General features: G+C 47.9%; 15 protein-coding genes. 4 read left to right on the forward strand and 11 right to left on the reverse strand.

The features are described 5' to 3' along the window. Positions 1-5: 5 nt before the first annotated feature. Positions 6-953 (reverse strand): PhoH family protein, encoded by a 948-nt coding sequence (locus DES40_RS11405; protein WP_121102270.1) that lies wholly within the window; start codon positions 951-953, stop codon positions 6-8. A 151-nt stretch (positions 954-1104) separates the two neighbouring features. On the opposite strand from DES40_RS11405, the gene DES40_RS11410 reads away from it, so the two are divergent. After that, positions 1105-1476 (forward strand): VOC family protein, encoded by a 372-nt coding sequence (locus DES40_RS11410; protein WP_121102272.1) that lies wholly within the window; start codon positions 1105-1107, stop codon positions 1474-1476. A 28-nt stretch (positions 1477-1504) separates the two neighbouring features. Here the strand turns inward: DES40_RS11410 and miaB are convergent, their stop codons facing one another. Continuing rightward, a complete protein-coding gene (miaB, locus tag DES40_RS11415; RefSeq protein ID WP_121102274.1) occupies positions 1505-2917 on the reverse strand; it encodes a tRNA (N6-isopentenyl adenosine(37)-C2)-methylthiotransferase MiaB in 1413 nt (470 codons plus the stop codon). Positions 2918-3116: 199 nt separating this feature from the next. On the opposite strand from miaB, the gene DES40_RS11420 reads away from it, so the two are divergent. Next, a complete protein-coding gene (locus DES40_RS11420) occupies positions 3117-3956 on the forward strand; it encodes a UDP-2,3-diacylglucosamine diphosphatase (RefSeq protein WP_121102276.1) in 840 nt (279 codons plus the stop codon). A 32-nt stretch (positions 3957-3988) separates the two neighbouring features. On the opposite strand, the gene DES40_RS11425 is transcribed toward DES40_RS11420, so the two are convergent. The 4 genes from DES40_RS11425 to DES40_RS13480 all read right to left on the reverse strand — a co-directional run bounded on the left by DES40_RS11425 (position 3989) and on the right by DES40_RS13480 (position 6110). Continuing rightward, complete coding sequence (locus DES40_RS11425; protein WP_121102278.1) at positions 3989-4399, reverse strand: Fur family transcriptional regulator; 411 nt, start codon at positions 4397-4399, stop codon at positions 3989-3991. 62 nt (positions 4400-4461) lie between these two features. Then, entirely contained in the window at positions 4462-4887 is a 426-nt protein-coding gene (locus tag DES40_RS11430) for a GNAT family N-acetyltransferase (RefSeq protein WP_121102280.1), read from the reverse strand. Between the two features lie 5 nt (positions 4888-4892). Next, complete coding sequence (gene tsaB / locus DES40_RS11435) at positions 4893-5534, reverse strand: tRNA (adenosine(37)-N6)-threonylcarbamoyltransferase complex dimerization subunit type 1 TsaB (RefSeq protein WP_121102281.1); 642 nt, start codon at positions 5532-5534, stop codon at positions 4893-4895. Continuing rightward, positions 5535-6110 carry a NifU family protein gene (locus DES40_RS13480; RefSeq protein WP_121102283.1) on the reverse strand — a complete coding sequence of 192 codons (576 nt, stop codon included), beginning with the start codon at positions 6108-6110 and terminating at the stop codon, positions 5535-5537. Positions 6111-6210: 100 nt separating this feature from the next. Here DES40_RS13480 and DES40_RS11445 point away from each other — a divergent pair, with 100 nt between their 5' ends. Together DES40_RS11445 and DES40_RS11450 are read left to right on the forward strand one after the other, a co-directional pair. Beyond that, positions 6211-7326 carry a M48 family metallopeptidase gene (locus tag DES40_RS11445; protein WP_233345590.1) on the forward strand — a complete coding sequence of 372 codons (1116 nt, stop codon included), beginning with the start codon at positions 6211-6213 and terminating at the stop codon, positions 7324-7326. Continuing rightward, on the forward strand, positions 7323-8312 hold the full coding sequence (locus tag DES40_RS11450) for a M48 family metalloprotease (protein ID WP_147405903.1): 990 nt from the start codon (positions 7323-7325) through the stop codon (positions 8310-8312). The genes DES40_RS11445 and DES40_RS11450 overlap by 4 nt, the downstream gene beginning before the upstream one ends. 3 nt (positions 8313-8315) lie before the next feature. Here DES40_RS11450 and DES40_RS11455 read toward each other — a convergent pair whose 3' ends face one another. From DES40_RS11455 to mutS, 5 genes are read right to left on the reverse strand one after another with little or no spacing between them, the layout of a single operon-like run. After that, positions 8316-8849, reverse strand: coding sequence for a copper chaperone PCu(A)C (locus tag DES40_RS11455; protein ID WP_170144976.1), 534 nt, complete (start codon positions 8847-8849; stop codon positions 8316-8318). A 1-nt stretch (position 8850) separates the two neighbouring features. Then, on the reverse strand, positions 8851-9885 hold the full coding sequence (gene trpS / locus DES40_RS11460) for a tryptophan--tRNA ligase (RefSeq protein ID WP_121102290.1): 1035 nt from the start codon (positions 9883-9885) through the stop codon (positions 8851-8853). A 35-nt stretch (positions 9886-9920) separates the two neighbouring features. Further along, entirely contained in the window at positions 9921-11501 is a 1581-nt protein-coding gene (gene murJ, locus DES40_RS11465) for a murein biosynthesis integral membrane protein MurJ (RefSeq protein ID WP_121102292.1), read from the reverse strand. Between the two features lie 12 nt (positions 11502-11513). After that, entirely contained in the window at positions 11514-14327 is a 2814-nt protein-coding gene (locus DES40_RS11470) for a [protein-PII] uridylyltransferase (RefSeq protein ID WP_121102294.1), read from the reverse strand. Then, a complete protein-coding gene (gene mutS / locus DES40_RS11475) occupies positions 14328-17027 on the reverse strand; it encodes a DNA mismatch repair protein MutS (RefSeq protein WP_121102296.1) in 2700 nt (899 codons plus the stop codon). Positions 17028-17041: the final 14 nt, after the last annotated feature.

A 17041-nucleotide genomic window follows, 5' to 3' on the forward strand; every position in this document is an offset into this window, starting at 1 on the left:
CCGCTCTATTTTTCAGCCTTTTCATAGGCGTTTACAATCTTTCCTACTAATGGATGACGCACCACATCAGAGGCTAAAAACTTCACTTGGGAAATACCTTTGATATCATCTAATATTGATAGGGCATGCGCCAAACCAGAGGTTTGGTTATAAGGTAAATCAGATTGGCTCGGATCGCCTGTCACGGCATATTTCGCGCGTTCACCCAGACGCGTTAGAACCATTTTCATTTGCGGAATCGTCGCATTTTGGGCTTCATCGATAACAACAAAGGCGTCTGATAAAGTTCGCCCGCGCATAAAGGCGAGGGGAGCCACTTCGATGTCCCCTGCCGCTTTTCGGCGGTCAACTTCGTCGCGGCCCAAAACCATATGAAGCGCATCCCAAATGGGCTGCATATAAGGGTCAACCTTTTCATTCAAATCGCCGGGTAAAAACCCAAGGCGCTCCCCCGCCTCAACGGCTGGTCGGCAAGCAATAAAGCGTGCGACTTCACCTCGGGCTAAAAGCGAGGCGCCATAGGCTGTGGCCAAAAATGTTTTCCCTGTACCCGCTGGGCCTACGCCGAAAATGATTGTGTCATCACGCATGGCGTGAATGAATTTTTCTTGGCGCGGGGTCTTGGGTACAATTGGAGAGCGGCGCGGAAAAGGAATTATGGCTTCAACGCTAGCTGCTTTAACTTTGCCCTTTCCCATTGCGCGGATGAGCGCTCGAATATCCGAAGGGCCGCAAGGCCAACCGCGTTCAAGACGTTGATATATTTCTTTGATTAATTCCCCTGAGCGCGCACGGCTGGGTGTGTCACCATTAATATGGACGGCCGTTCCTGGGGCCTCAATATAGACGCCAAAGGCCTCTTCTATCAAAGCTAAATTGGCGTGGTTTGGCCCACATAAACGCCGAACTAAATCGGCATCGTTAAATTCTAAGATTTCGGTCTGTTTGCTCATAGTTTCTAGATAAGACCGACGGGCCAAAAAAGCGAGAGGCTTTATATGATAGTTTTATTGATGGGAAGGATATCAGAATAGTCTCACTGAAATAATTGTGTCATAAAAAGATCAACACTATAAAGTGAGTTTTTTCAATGGGGGGAAGTAAATGTCACTGGGTGCATTTTCAATTAGCTTGGCTGTAAAAAACATACAAAAATCTCTAAGCTTCTATGAGGCGTTAGGCTTTGAAGCCTTTCATGGCGATATAGACCAAGGTTGGCTAATTTTGGATAATGGCAATACTAAAATTGGATTGTTTCAAGGGATGTTCGACAAAAACATCATGACATTTAATCCGGGCTGGGATGCAAACGCACAGCCTGTTGATGTTTTCAAAGATGTTCGCGACATTCAAAAATGCTTAAAAGAGCAAGGCATAGAAATCATGAATGAAGCAGACGAGACGACAACAGGCCCTGCCAGCTTCACCGTCATAGATCCTGATGGAAACCCAGTCTTAATCGACCAACACGTTTAGAGCGGTAAAGTGAGTAGCGTTGCTTTCGCTACTCCACCCAATCTCCGATAAGGCTGTTGCGCCCTGCATCTGTCATTTTGACTTTCACAATTTGGCCGATAAGGCTTTCTGGGCCGTCAAAATGCGTGCCTTGCAAATAAGGGCTCCGGCCAAAGAGTTGGCCATTTTTACGCCCTCGTCCCTCGACGAGGACATCGAGAGTTTTGCCAACTAATGATAAATTGAAATCATGTTGTTGTTTATAAAGCAAAGCCTGCAAGCGGACGAGGCGGTCTTGTTTTATATCCTCTGGGACTTGTCTAGGGAGCCCTGCACCTGGCGTGCCGGGGCGAACAGAATATTTAAAACTAAACGAACTGCCATAACCAATCTCTTCAACACACTTCATGGTTTGTTGAAAGTCAGTTTCGGTTTCCCCTGGGAAACCAACGATGAAATCGCCTGATAGAGCGATATCAGGACGGGCCGCCCTAATCTTAGCAATCAAGTTTTTATAATGATCATAGGTGTGATCGCGGTTCATCGCGCTGAGAATTTTATTCGACCCTGCCTGAATAGGCAGGTGAAGATATGGCATAAGCTTGGGCTCACTGCCTAGAGTTTCAATCAAGTCATCGTCCATATCGCGGGGGTGAGAGGTGGTAAACCGAATACGGTCTATACCGCCAATAAGGGCAACGTGACGGATAAGCTGTCCTAATGTCCATTGATTTCCGTCTTCTCCGACACCGTTATAGGCATTCACATTTTGGCCGATTAAGGTAATCTCTCGGACGCCGTGTTTCGCTAATTGGCGGGCTTCTGCGACGACTTGCGCGACAGGGCGGCTGACCTCAGCTCCGCGCGTATAAGGCACAACACAGAAGGTGCAAAATTTATCACAGCCTTCTTGGATTGTCAGAAAGCTCGAAAATCCTTTAGGTTGGCGAAGTTCTGGTAATTGGTCAAATTTTTCGAGCGTATCGAATTCAGTCTCCAGCAAATCCCCTGTCCCGCGATGAACCTTTGCAATCATTTCGGGGAGTTTGTGATAAGTCTGAGGGCCAAGCACCATATCGACGACGGGCGCGCGCGACATTATCTCTGCGCCCTCAGCCTGGGCTACACAGCCCGCTACGGCGACTTTCATATCTGGTTTGTTTTTTTCTTTATACTGACGAATCCGGCCAAGCTCTGAATAGACTTTTTCCGCTGCCTTTTCCCGAATATGGCATGTGTTGAGAATGACAAGGTCAGCATGATCGGGTTCTTCGGTAGGCGCATAGCCAATCGGTGCAAGAACGTCGGCCATACGTTCGCTATCATAAACATTCATCTGGCAACCATAGGTCTTGATGAAAACTTTTTTAGTATTGGGTTTCGTCACATCGGGCTTGGCCGCAATAATTGCGGGAGCATCAATATCACGGGGCGCGTTTTTATCGCGGGGTGAAATCGTCATGATTATTCTCACTAATGTTTGGTTTGCGGCCTATAGGGGAGCTAGTCCGATTGGGCAAGCTTTGGATACAAAAGCGGCTGAGGCGAGGCAAGGGGCAAGGGGGTAAAGGATAAGGGGGTAAGGGGTTTAAAGAGGTTCTGACGAATAACCGTTACGAAAGCTTCATACGCCCGTCATCAAATCACCCTATGGGGCGATTATGGCGAAGGCTTCTAAATTTCCGAAACCGCTTTACCGCGCGATGTTTATATCCGATGTCCATTTGGGCAGTAAAGGTTGTCAGGCCGAGGCGCTTTGCGAGTTTCTCAAACACAATACCGCGGGAACACTTTATCTGGTCGGTGATATTATTGACGGCTGGCGCCTAAAGAAAAAATGGTATTGGCCCCAAGCGCATACAAATGTCATTCGCCGTATTTTAACGGCCAGCAAGCGCGGGACAGATGTTCGTTATATTGCGGGCAATCACGACGAGTTCTTGCGTGGTTTTTTGCGCTTTAAGGTGAATTTTGGCGAAGTTAAAATTTCCAACCGAGAAATTCATATTGGTGAAGATGGCAAGCGCTATCTTGTTGTCCATGGCGATATGTTCGATGGCCTTATGCGCGCCGATCGTAAGTGGATTATGCATTTGGGTGATAATGCATATAATTTCTTACTTTGGGTGAATACAAAGCTAAATTTTGTTCGGCGAAAACTAGGTCTCCCCTATTGGTCCCTTTCGAAGAGCCTTAAAAAACGCACCAAGCGGGCAATGAATTTTATTCATAGTTTTGAAGAGCAAGTGGCGAGTTATTGTGAACGCAAAGGGTTTGACGGCGCGATTTGTGGCCATATCCATGTTGCAGAAATGCGTGAAATTAACGGCATAACCTATATGAATGATGGAGATTGGGTCGAGAGCTGTACGGCGCTTGTTGAACATCATGATGGCCGTTGGGAGATCTTACACACTCAACCGCACGGGAATTTTGATGCGGTGGATGGACGTGCCGAAAATAACTTAAGAGACGCCGAAGCCTTATTGGTTGCGGAATAATTGAGGCAAAGGACGCTCCTGCCACACAAGAATTATTGCGGTTTTTTCTTTCCGTATAATTCTAGACGATGGTCAACAAGCTCATATCCAAGTTTCTCGGCAATTTTATGCTGAAGGGCTTCAATTTCCTCATCAACAAATTCTATGACTTCGCCGGATGCTACATCAATTAAATGGTCATGATGATCAGAGTCAGCTGTTTCATAGCGTGCGCGTCCGTCGCGGAAATCATGTGTTTCGATGATATTGGCATCAGAAAACAACCTAACGGTTCGATATACTGTGGCGAGAGAAATTTTTGGGTCGACGGCAACAGAGCGCGCATAGAGCTCTTCTGCGTCTGGGTGGTCATCCGCTTCAGATAAGACCTGGGCAATAACGCGCCGTTGATCTGTCATTCGCAAACCGCGCTCAGCGCATTTTTTCTCAATCCAATTTGACATAAAGCCTGTTTAGACGCGGCATCCTCGCTCGTCTAGCTAGAATTCATTATTATGATGTGAGTTTAAGTCAGGGTTTTAGAATAAGTGATAGCCGCTATTCGGCCGGTTGGGGTACGGTAATAGGCAGGTCTACGTCCAATAGGTTGAAATCCTGCGGCCTTATACAGCGCAATAGCGCCTGAATTTGCTTCTGAAACATCCAAAAATAACGTGTGAACTTTACGGTCCCGCAAAAGGGTTTCGGCGTTTGTGAGTAATGCAAGGGCATACCCCTTTCGGCGGGCCTCAGCTGCGGTGGCTATAGTTAAAATATCGGCTTGGTCGCCGCCAATTTGTATAAGAGCAAAAGCAAGAAGGGGCTTGCCTATCCCAATACAGAGGTCTTTTTCTATATGAGCCTTCATCTCATTTTCTGGCCAACCCGCCGGGAAAGCCATTTTGTGAATCTCTGCCATGGCGGAGGCATCGTCTTCAGTTAAGTAGCGCATTAATGTTACAAGGCTATTTTACGGAATTGAGGTTTTGGTTTCTGTGCTTTGGGGGTAATACCTCCAGGTAATTTTGCATCAGGCGCGCGAGAATAAAGCGGCGTTGCAGGTGCGCTTTGTGAGGTTTCATCTTGGGCGAGCCATGCCAAAAGAATAGTTGATATTGGCGCGTCACGTATAATGACATCTGCGCCAATCATATCAATGAGGGTCTCGGCCTCATCGGCCTTTTGCGTCACTGGTTCGATTTCGCATATACCATTTTTCCAAACCGCCCAACACAGCTCACCGCGCCTAACATCGGCAATAGAGACCACAAGTTTGTTGTTCTCTGGGTCAGCTTCTCTGGCCCATATTTCAAGGGATGAAAGCCCAATAACGGGTAATTTACGCGGCAGGGCAAACCCTTTAGCAAAGGAGAGCGCTACGCGTTGCCCTGTGAAACTGCCCGGGCCTGTGCACACTGCGACCCGTGATATGTCGTCCACATTTCGCCCGGCATTATATATCAGTTCATGAACAAGCGGAGCGAGACGTTCGGCGTGACCGCGACCAATTGGTTCAGAGCAGTGGGCGATGACACGGCCCTCATCAACCAGAGCCGCCGAACAGGCCTTGCCTGTCGTATCAAGGCCGAGAGTTAGCATTTAAACAGCCTGTTCAACGCGAGTCACTTCGGGTACATAATGCTTTAACAAATTTTCAATGCCGCTTTTGAGCGTCATGGTTGAACTTGGACATCCAGCACAGGCGCCGCGCATTTCCAAATAAACAGAGCCATCGTCCTCGTCGAAGTGTTTGAAAACGATATCTCCTCCATCTTGCGCCACGGCAGGACGAACACGTAGCTCGATAAGCTCTTTTATTTGTTCTACGATTTCCAGCGTGACACCCTCATAAACGCGGTCTTCGACTTCTCCTGATTGGAGCTGATCTAAAAGTGGTACCCCGCCAGCAACGTAAAAATCCATGATGGCGCCAAGGACGGCGGGCTTTAAATGTTTCCACTGTACGTCTTCGCTGCGTGTTACAGAAACATAGTCAGTGCCAAAAAATACGCGTTCAACATCTGGGATCATAAACAGCATTTCAGCCAAAGGCGCGCGGGATACATCCTCGCCGCGCGTAAACTCTAAAACGCGTCCTCCCTCGCCCACAACATCACGGCCAGGTAAGAATTTCAGGGTGGCCGGATTCGGCGTGTCTTCGGTTTGTATAAACATAGCCCCTAATTGGGTGTTACAGCAGAAATGTGCAAGATGTATCATTGACGTAGAGCTCGCAAATTTGCATTGACTATGCATGGCGCGAAATTTTTACAAAATGAGTCTAGCTTTGGTGGCATTAGCGGTGAGCGCTTGTGCGGGGCTTGAAACGCAATTGCCTGAAATTGCAGTTTCTCAGCTGAATCAAGAAAAATTGGCCCAAGAGAAGATTGCTCTGACAGAATGGGATTCCATGGCGGAGCGACTTTTACGTGTTGGCCGTCCTATACTTATTGCGAATGAAGCGCTCTGCCCTCACACAGGTCAAGATATGGGTATATTGACCCATTCATTCAAAACTTATGACAAACGCTGGCGTGAAGCGAGCGCGCGTGAATTGGGCGCGGGTGAGGAACCCTCCATTTTTCATATTGCTATAGATGGACCCGCGCACAAGGCGGGCTTACGGCGCGGTGATATTATACGCGATGAAAACGGCAGGGCTCTAGATGTCCTGGATATACAACAGGCTATGCGAGAGAAAGAAACGCTTTTCATAGACCGCAAAGGCGCGCGTTTACCTTTAGATGTCAATACAGTCGAAGGGTGCGGTTACGGATTACGTTTATCACAAAATGCCGACATCAACGCTTTCGCCGATGGCCGTCACATTACAATAAATACGGGCATGATGGAGTTTGCGGAATCCGACGAAGAATTGGCGATGATTGTAGGGCATGAATTAGCGCATAATACGATGGGACATATTCGTAAGATTGTGAGCAATATGATTCTGTCCGGATTTTCCTCACGTTATACGCGGCCATTTGAATCTGAAGCTGATTATGTCGGAATGTATTACGCTCAACGCGCCGGAGTGAATATAGAGAGTGTTGAGAGTTTCTGGCGTAGACTTGCCATTGTAAGCCCTAAAGGTGTTGGCCGAGCGAAGACTCACCCGACATTTCCCGACCGTTTTTTAAGAATTGCGGCGGCTAGAGAGGAAATTAAAGCTAAGATTGCCGCAGGCGAGCCTCTTTACCCCAATTACCGTAAAGAGGGGGCCTCTTCATCGCGCTCTTCGGCGCCGTTTTCTTTTGCGCCGAAAGCCGCGCAAATTTCCTCAGAAGAAATTAGCGATGATATAAAATTGGCGCCAGTTTACAGCGATGGCAAGGCCCCAATCGACGTATCGGGCTCGCCATCTACAGCAAAAGCTTTGCCTGCAGAGTGAGTCACAAGGCAGTTGTAAGACATGGCTTTTTGTGGGGCGTTATAGGCTTGCTAGGCTTTGCGTTCTCAGCTTGTGCGGGCGAAAACTTTAAAGAAGAAAACCCCTTTCCAGAATCAAGTCAGGCCGACATTATAGTTCAAGATAAAAGTGGTACAGATTTTTTGGGTGTACTGGCTTCCTATCAAGGCATGAATGATAGGCTTGAGCGCGTAAGTGCGCCTTTGCGCTTGGCGAATGTTGAACTTTGTCCCAAAACTTTTCGCGACCCAGGTTTTACAACACATATATTGGATGATTATCCCGAGCGTTTAAGAGGCATGGCACGTGACGTGCTTAATCTGAGCCCTGAGGCCATTTACGTTCGCCGTGTCAGGCCGGGCTCACCTGCTGAACGTGCCGATATTCAAGCCGGCGATCAGGTAGTCAGTCTCAACGGCCGTGTTATTCCCAGCGGGTTAACAATGGATCGGTTTTATGCGGCTCTATCGCGTGATGCATTTGGGGGCACAAAAACGCGGTTAACACTGAAAACGCCCAAGGGTGATCACTATGACACAAGTCTGCAACCGCAAACGGCCTGTGACTATGATGCGAGCGTCTTTTATTCAGAAGAGGTCAATGGCCATACGGACGGCGAAGAGATTTTCATTTCATCAGGGCTTATGCAATTTGTTCCGGATGATAATAGTTTGGCGATGATTGTTGCTCATGAAATGGGTCATGCGATTGCAGGTCACATCAACCAAAGGCCTACAGCAGAACTAGAATTAGAAGCCGATCGTATGGCTTTGGTTCTTATGGCGAATGCGGGTTATGACATAGCAGTCGCCATAAATTATTGGGCTAAGGCTGTTCACCCGCATCGCAAATTGCAAGATAACTCTGAAAGTCACCCCTCAATAGAGGCAAGGCATGAAAACTTTCAGAAAGAACACGTCCGAATATTATCCCTTTCCGAGCGTGATGAAACTTTAGGATTCCAATAGGTGTTAATGCCCAGAGCCGTGTTCACCATGTGAACCATGCATTTTGTCATGGCTACCTTCTGAAGCGGTTTCTGGTTCACCAATCGGTACAATAAGAGTGACGGGTTGCGCGTTTTCATAAGTTAAGGTGAGGGCAACATCTTCGGCGTCTTCGGGAATAACCGCGCCAAACATCATCAGGTGATAACTCCCGGGTCTGAACACAAGGGTTTCGCCCTGTGCAATGTCAACGCCGTCAATACGACGCATTTTCATTACGCCGCCATCATCCGAGTGCGTATGAATTTCAACAGCGTCGCTGATAGGGCTAGATGCTGAAATCAAACGATCATCTGGGCCATGATTGGTTATCTCGAAAAACCCAGCGGCCGTGTCGCGCCCTGGGAAGGGCGGCATAACATAAGCGGCCGAGACTTCGATTCCTTTGTCAGCATGTTGATTCATAACGGGGTCAGACGAGGCTTCATCATGTGTATGAGAGGCGTTACCGCAAGCTATGAGAGTTAAAGCCGATGCGGCAAGAAAAATATGTTTCATTTTACGCTCCAATAAACCCGATTGTGCGGCGAACATCCGCAACAATTGGGTCAGCAATTTCCGAAGCCTTATCTGCCGCCGCCGCAAGAATACGGTCTAGCTCGTCAGGGTCAGCCAAATACCGGTTCATCAGGTCTGTAATGGGGCTTAAACGCTCAACCGCTAGATCCGCTAAGTCAGGTTTAAACACACCAAATCCTTTGCCTGCATAGGACTTAACAATGTCAGCATCCGTTTTACCAGACAATGCGGCATAAATGCCAATGAGGTTTTTAATTTCAGGGCGGCCTTCCATTTCTTCTACGCTTTCGGGCATGAAGCCCCCATCAGTTTTGGCTTTTTTGATTTTTTTGGAAATGACATCTGCACTATCAGTCAAATTAATTCGGGAATTATCGGAAGGGTCTGATTTAGACATTTTTGACGTGCCATCGCGCAAGCTCATGACACGCGCCCCTGGGCCTTTAATCAAAGCTTCGGGTTCAGGAAAAAAATGAGGTACATTAAAGTCGTGATTGAATTTCGCGGCGATTTGCTGTGATAATTCTAAGTGCTGTTTTTGATCTTCTCCGACAGGCACATGTGTGGCCTTAAAAGCAAGAATATCTGCGGCTTGTAAGACAGGATAATCAAACAAGCCTACGCTCATACGTTCTGAATTTTTGCCCGCTTTATCTTTGAATTGTGTCATGCGCTGAACCCACCCCATACGTGCCACACAATTGAAATACCAAGCAAGCTCAGTATGGGCTTTGACTGCAGATTGATTATAGACAATCGCTTTCTGCGGATCGACACCAGAGGCCAAGAAGGCCGCGGCAATCAATCTTGTTTGTTCAGAAAGCTGCTGCGGGTCTTGCCAAACTGTGATGGCATGCAAGTCAACGATACAATAAACGCATTCCATTTCGTCCTGTAGGTCGACAAACTTTTTCAGGGCTCCCAAATAGTTTCCCAAATGTAAGGCACCAGAAGGTTGAACGCCTGAAAAAACGCGGCTTGGGCCTGTATAGCCCGTGTTATTTGTATCGGTCACAATAATCCTCTTAATGTTCCGCTTGTGGCTAAACTTTAGCCTCGTTTACGTGAAAACGCCTCGCGAATATCACTCAGATGAAAGGCCTGCAAGGCTATTGCCGCGAAGAGGTAAACAAGCCCCCCCATGGCGCTGACAAGCACAACGGTAAGGAGGCTCTTTACGAAACTTAAATCTGCGATGGGTGGCACATAGGCTTGGCCATATAAAAGGGCAAGCCCCATGGCGCCGCTTGCCAAGGCAATACGAGGAAGCCGGGATAAAAGCCTAAAGTCAGGTTCCATATGTTTACGGCCAAGAAGGTTAAGACTTAGGCAAAGCACATTCCCCCAAGCCGCAATAGAGGTAGCGAGTGCAAGGCCTGAAAAACCCATTTTTAAAAATAAAATCAGCCCCAAAAATATATTTATAAAGGCAGATATCGCCGCGTATATCATAGGAGTGCGGGTGTCTTCGCGCGCGAAAAAAGCAGGAGTGAGGACTTTAATTAAAACAAAGGCGGGTAAACCCAGCGCAAAATATTTCAAAGCTTTAGCAACTTGCAAAGTCGTGTCAGCACCAAAAGCGCCTCTTTGATAAATACCTGCGATCAGAAGTTCTGGAATAACATATAGGGCGACGGCGGCGGGCAGTGTTAGAAACGCCGCAATTTCAAGGCCGCGATTAAGTGATGTATGGGCCTCGGCTTCATTTCCCGCTCGAATACTGCGGGACAAAGAAGGTAACAAAGCGACGCCCATAGCAATGCCAATCATGCCCAATGGCAGTTGATAAAGACGGTCAGCATAGGTTAACCAACTGGCAGCGCTATCTTGGGATGTCGCAATTCGGTGGGATACAAGCAAATTAATCTGCGTAATCCCGGCAGAAAACATACCGGGAATTCCTAATACAAAAAGTCGTTTTACTCTGGGTGTCACTCTAGGGCGTCGAAACCCAACCTTCACGCCTATTCTGCGGCATGCCCAAATAACGATACTCATTTGAACGATACCCGAAAGGGTGATTGCTAATGAAAGTCCCCAGGCTAAGCCGGCTTGGCCCACGCCAAATTGTGGGAGCAAGGCCAAGGCGGCAATCATGAAAACATTAAGCGTAATGGGCACGGCGGCCGCCACGGCAAAATAACCACGTGTGTTAAGAATACCTGAGAATAAAGCCATCATAGACATGAACAAGATATAAGGCATGGTTATACACGAGTAGACCACGGCCAAGGCGTATGGGGCGACTCCATTTTCATCAACTGTTCGGTCTAATCCGCCCGCTATCGCAGCCAGAGTCCACGGCATGGTTAATTCGAAAAGTATAACGATAGCCGCGACGAGAACGAAAAGAGCAACCATAGCTTCTGAGGCAAACTCATCTGCAGCAGCTTCGCCTTCTTGTTCAATTTTCCGTGCGTAGAGCGGTATAAATGCGGCGTTAAAGGCGCCTTCGGCAAACATTCGGCGGAAAACATTAGGGAGCTTAAAGGCCGTGAAAAAAGCATCGCTTACACCGCCCGCCCCCAAGAAGCGTGCGATTAATATATCTCGTGCTAAGCCCATTACCCGGCTGACGAGTGTCAAACCAGCAATGATGGCCGTAGATTTAAGAAGCCGAGGGGACTTCATCGTCTGAATATATTAAGCGGCTTGAACATTTTGCGGCGATAACAGTTCTGACAAGTTCTGTCTTATGATTTTTTTCATAGATTTTGAGAGCGCATAACCTTCGTCATTTGGCAAAAACCCGGGACGACATAAATAAAAACTATCAATAGCTTTGGCGCCAACAACTTCGATGTGGGCCGATAAAATTTCCACATCACAATCACGTAGGATTGAGGCAATATCATGAAGGAGCCCAGGTCTGTCTCTGCCCTCGATTTCTAAAATTGTCGCGCCGCCGAGTTTGTTTTGCAAGAACCGTATACGGGGCTTAATTGGAATTGCCCCAGCGCGTTTAGAGGCAATAGGCTTGGGTATGGTTACATTGTTTTGAACCCCGTCAGCGGCCGCCTGTGCGCGTTTTCTGAGGACTTCAAGAGCATGAGAACTTTGTCGCCCAAAAGCGAGCCCTTCTGAGTTTTGAAGATAAAACACATTCATGACACGTTTTTCTTCTGAAGTATGCAAACGCGCACCTGTGATAGTGGCGCCTGAACTTGATATGGCTTTGGTTAGATCTGCAAACAAACCCGTACGGTCATGAGTCAAAACCCAAAGTTCTGTAATATCTCGCTTTCGGGTTAATCGTGTTTGTACGGCGGTCTCTACACCGTCTTGTATGACCATATCAAAGAACCGCGCATGTCGAATGAGGTCTGCCATGTCAAAGTTTGACCAATAATTCTGGCTCATTTCCTCTAGTAAGGGATTCACGCGAACGGCCATTTCTGCGGGCAGCTTTTCTTTTAATTGTTCCATTGCCGCCGCAGCCTTTGCAGCAGGAGCGAGGTCTTCTTTTCCATCTAAATACCGCGCCGTTGACTTATAAAGATTTCTAAGAAGAACGCCTTTCCAGTCATTCCAAATACCAGGGCCAACGCTTCGAATATCAACCACAGTCAAAGCAAATAAGAGGTTTAAGCGTTCCAAAGATCCAACAAGTTTACCGAACTCTGCAATGGTGTCGGGGTCAGAAATGTCACGTCTCTGTGCCGTTTCGCTCATATCAAGGTGTCGCCTGATAAGCCAGGCAACTGTATCGGTTACGGATTGGGAAACGCCTAATCGGCGACAGGCTCGACGCCCTAATTGTGCGCCTTCAATACATTGGTCTCCATGCCCTTTACCTGTGTCATGAAGTAAGCATGCCAAATAAATAATTAAGCGTTGCTCTTGAGTAAAGGTCTTTGCCAGCTCTGTGATAATGGGGTTTTCGTCTTCTAGTCTACCGTTTTCCAAGTCGTTGAAATTACCAACCAAACGCAGCGTGTGCTCATCGACAGTGTAGGCGTGGTGCATGTTAAATTGGGTGCGCGCGACAATGCCGCCAAATTCTAATAAGTACCGCCCTAAAACACCCGCTTCATTCATAGCCTTTAAAGTCGCTGCAGGCGCTTTGGCCCCCAAAAGAGTTTTCTGGAAGAGAGTAGAATTTTTCGGATCTCGCCGAAAATCCGTATCAATAATATTTCTGCGAAAATTAATAGCCGAAAAGGCATCTGGATGAATGTCCACATTCCGCCGGCCAGCAGATTCAAATAATTGCATGATAATAGTGGGGTCATGTCGAATTTGCATGGGGTCGGAAAAGTTCAAACGGCCATGATCCATGACTAAGGCTTTGTTTTTAATATCACGGCGAGATCGCGGCATCAGCGCTTCCAATCCTGCAGGCAGGCGAATAGCTTTTTGCGCCTCAAGCTTTGCGCAGGCTATACGTGTTAAAGCTCCGACCTCTTTGGCGTTGGTGAAATATTCTCGCATGAATTTTTCAACGGCGACTTCGACAGGACCAGAAGCATAACCCATTTTGCGGGCTAAAACCGTTTGCTGGTCGAAACTCAGTGTTTCAGTTGGTCGCCCTGCAATGAAATGCAACCAAATACGCGCACGCCAAAGAAAGTCTGCGGCATGTTTAAAACGCGTTGCGGCTTGTTCATCAAATAGTTCCATCTCAACATAACTATCGGTGAGATGAGGGTCAGTGATTTTATTTTCACTGTCGAGGAAACGCGCAATCCAATACAAAACATGTAGGTCGCGAAGGCCGCCTTTACCTTCTTTTACATTTGGCTCGATGACATAACGTGAATTACCTTCGCGTGTGTGGCGGTTATCTCGCTCCTCTAATTTCATGGCAATATATTTACGGCCCTTGCCTTTGGTGACATCCTTCCTAAACCGAGAATATAATGTATCCGCTAGCTCTCTATCTCCGCGCAAGAAACGAAGGTCGAGTAAAGCCGTTAAGATGGTTTGATCTTCTTTAGACAGAGCGAGGCATTGTTCTATCGTTCTTGTAGAATGTCCTACTTTTAGCCCTAAATCCCAGAGCATATAAAGCATGAACTCTGTGACTTTTTCAGTGTAGCTAGACCCTTTTTTATCGGCGACAAGAAACAATAAATCGACATCGCTTTGGGGTGCCATTTCAGCCCGGCCATATCCTCCGACCCCGCACAGGGCAAACCGGTCTGATGGCGTAAGGTCTTTATCTTTGATTTCATGCGATGTCGTGTAATCGAATAAAGCTGTTATTACCGTGTCATGAATAGCGGCAATACGCGCGGCCGTTTCCAAACCACCAAGACGGCCTTTGGAAAATAATTCTTCGGTTTGTGCCATGCCCGTATTTAATGTTTGGCGTAGGATTTCTAGAACGCGGGCTCGCTGGGAATTGCCGCCTTCTAGCGCGATTTTATTGAGGTGCTGCCGTAAGGCTTCACCATCTAAGCCACTTTTATTGGCCAGAATGCGGTCGGGCATTTTTAATTTGGGCTTACGGGCCATTTAATTCACTTTCGCCTTTAAGTCATAAAGGAGATCAAGGGCCTGCCTTGGGCTCAGGTCATTAATATCAATGTTAAGAAGCGCTTTTTCAACTGCCGATGATGCCGCGGGCGTGGGTTGCGGCGGAGCTGCTGAAAATAGAGGCAAACCGCCCAAGAGCCCATTTTCACCCGCTGCAGAGTCGGCATCAGCTTCGAGGCGTAACAGAACGGCCTGAGCGCGGTCGGTTGCCGCGCGGGGCAGGCCTGCCAGACGCGCTACTTGTACGCCGTAGGATTTATCCGCGGCGCCGGGTTGAACGTCATGTAAGAAGACTAAATCTCCATTCCATTCCTTTGCCCTTAAAGAAGCGTTCCCTGCACTTTCTAATTCATCAACAAGGTCAGTGAGTTCATGGTAGTGGGTGGCAAATAAAGCGCGTGATTTATTTACCCCGTGTAAATGTTCGACAGTAGCCCAGGCTATTGATAATCCGTCAAAGGTAGAGGTGCCGCGGCCAATTTCATCTAAAATAACAAAGCTACGCGGTGTGGCTTGATTTAAGATAGCAGCGGTTTCAATCATTTCAGTCATGAAGGTAGAACGGCCTTTCGACAAATCATCAGAAGCCCCGACCCGAGAGAACAAGGCGTCAGCGATACCTATATGCGCGCGCGCGGCGGGTACAAATCCCCCTGCTTGAGCCAAGATAAACATCAAAGCGTTTTGGCGCAGAAAGGTTGATTTACCTGCCATATTAGGGCCCGTAATCAAGGTGAGACGGTTTCCCGCCTTACCCTCCGCGTCTAATAGACAATCATTCGGAGTGAAATCAGCGCCGCCGGCTTTTTGCAACGCTTCTCGTACAACAGGGTGGCGCCCCGCCTCTATGTGGAAACAGGTGCTTGAATCAACTTTGGGGCAGCTCGCGCCTGTTTCTTCGGCCCATTCGGCCCATGCGGACTGCACATCAAGGACGGCAAGCGCTTGGGCGCTTTGCCGTAAGGCTTCGGATAAGTTTGTGACGCGCTGAACAAAGGCTTCAAATTCTGCGAGTTCTAAGGCGGTGACTTTGTCAGCGGCCCCTGAAATTTTTGCATCTAAATCTGCAAGTTCGGTTGTCGTAAACCTTACCCCTGAAACAAGCGTTTGTCTGTGAATAAAGGGGCTGTCTGGGCCTTTACCTAACATGACATCCGCGTATTTTGGAGAGACCTCAATAAAATAACCCAGAACATTATTATGTTTTATTTTCAATGTTGGAACATTGGCCGTTTGCGCATAATCAGCCTGCAAGCCTGCCACAATACGGCGGCTATCATCTCTTAATGCTTTTAATTCATCAATGGATGGGTGCCACCCCGAGGCAATATATCCTCCATCTCGGGCTTGCATCGGAACGTCAGGGGTTAAAGCCTTTGTCAGGTCACGCCGTAAAACAGAGAGCGTTTCTTTATCAGAAAGTGTGAGCCGATCTAAAACATAAGAAAGATTATTTGGTAGCCCAAGGTTTGGCGTTTTAGAAAATTCAGCGCAGAGATTTTCTCCGACCCCCAAAGTATCTCGAATAATAACGAGATCTCTCGGCCCGCCGCGCCCTAAACTAAGACGAGAGGTGGCCCTAGCCAAATCTCCACTTTGGGATAAGATAGAACGGACATTACTGCGCAAGAGCGGTTGTTCAACAAAAAATGAGGCCGCTTGTTGCCTATGCAAAATCTCTTTTACATCTAATAATGGCCGCGCGAGCCTATCAGAAAACTCTCTCGCGCCCGCCCCTGTTTTTGTACGGTCAATGACGGATAAAAGAGAGCCTTTTCGTGGACCTTTTTGCGTACGGTCTATTTCTAGGCTGGCGCGTGTAGCGGGGTCGATAGCCATGAAGCCTGATGTAGTTCGACGAAAAGGCGCAGAGAGCTGAACCGGGTTTCCGGCTTGTGTCAGTTCAAGGTAATCAAGAAGCGCGCCGGCCGCAGATATTTCAGCTTTGGAAAAAGCACCAAAACCATCAAGGCTGCCGACTGAGAATTGCGTTTTCAACCGACGTTCTGCGGCGCGTGGTTCAAATTTCGTGCCTGCTAATGGCGTTAGTGAAATTCCTTCTAATGGTAATTTCGCCATAAAGTTTGGGTCTTGATAAAGCGCCTCTGAGAGCAATATTTCACGCGGGCGAAGGGCTGCGATTTCTGTCGCGAGACGCGCTTCATTCATCTCTGCGGTGCAAAAAAGGCCGTCGGATATATCCGCCCAAGCCAAGGCAAAGTCGCCAGCCAATGTTTTGGATAGGGCTGTGATAATGTTTCGCCCTCGAGCATCAAGGAGGTTGTCTTCGGAGAGTGTACCGGGCGTAACAAGCCGGACAACTTCGCGGCGCACCACGGATTTAGAACCGCGCTTTTTGGCTTCCTTGGGGTCCTCAGTTTGCTCGCATACCGCAACACGGAAACCTTTTTTAATGAGCCTTTGCAAGTAAACCTCTGAGGCATGCACAGGCACGCCGCACATTGGAATGTCTGCGCCCGCATGCTTACCGCGTTTCGTTAAGGCAATATCTAACGCCGCCGCCGCCCGTACAGCATCATCAAAAAAAAGTTCGTAAAAATCGCCCATCCGATAAAAAAGCAAAGCCTCTGGCCCGACTTCCGCTTTTATCGATAGGAATTGCGCCATCATTGGCGTGACTTTCCCAGCGGGCGCTTTTGTATCTTGTGAAGCCTTCATAATGCGTCGCAAGA

The organism is Litorimonas taeanensis, from assembly GCF_003634015.1.
Classification (GTDB): Bacteria; Pseudomonadota; Alphaproteobacteria; order Caulobacterales; family Maricaulaceae; genus Litorimonas; species Litorimonas taeanensis.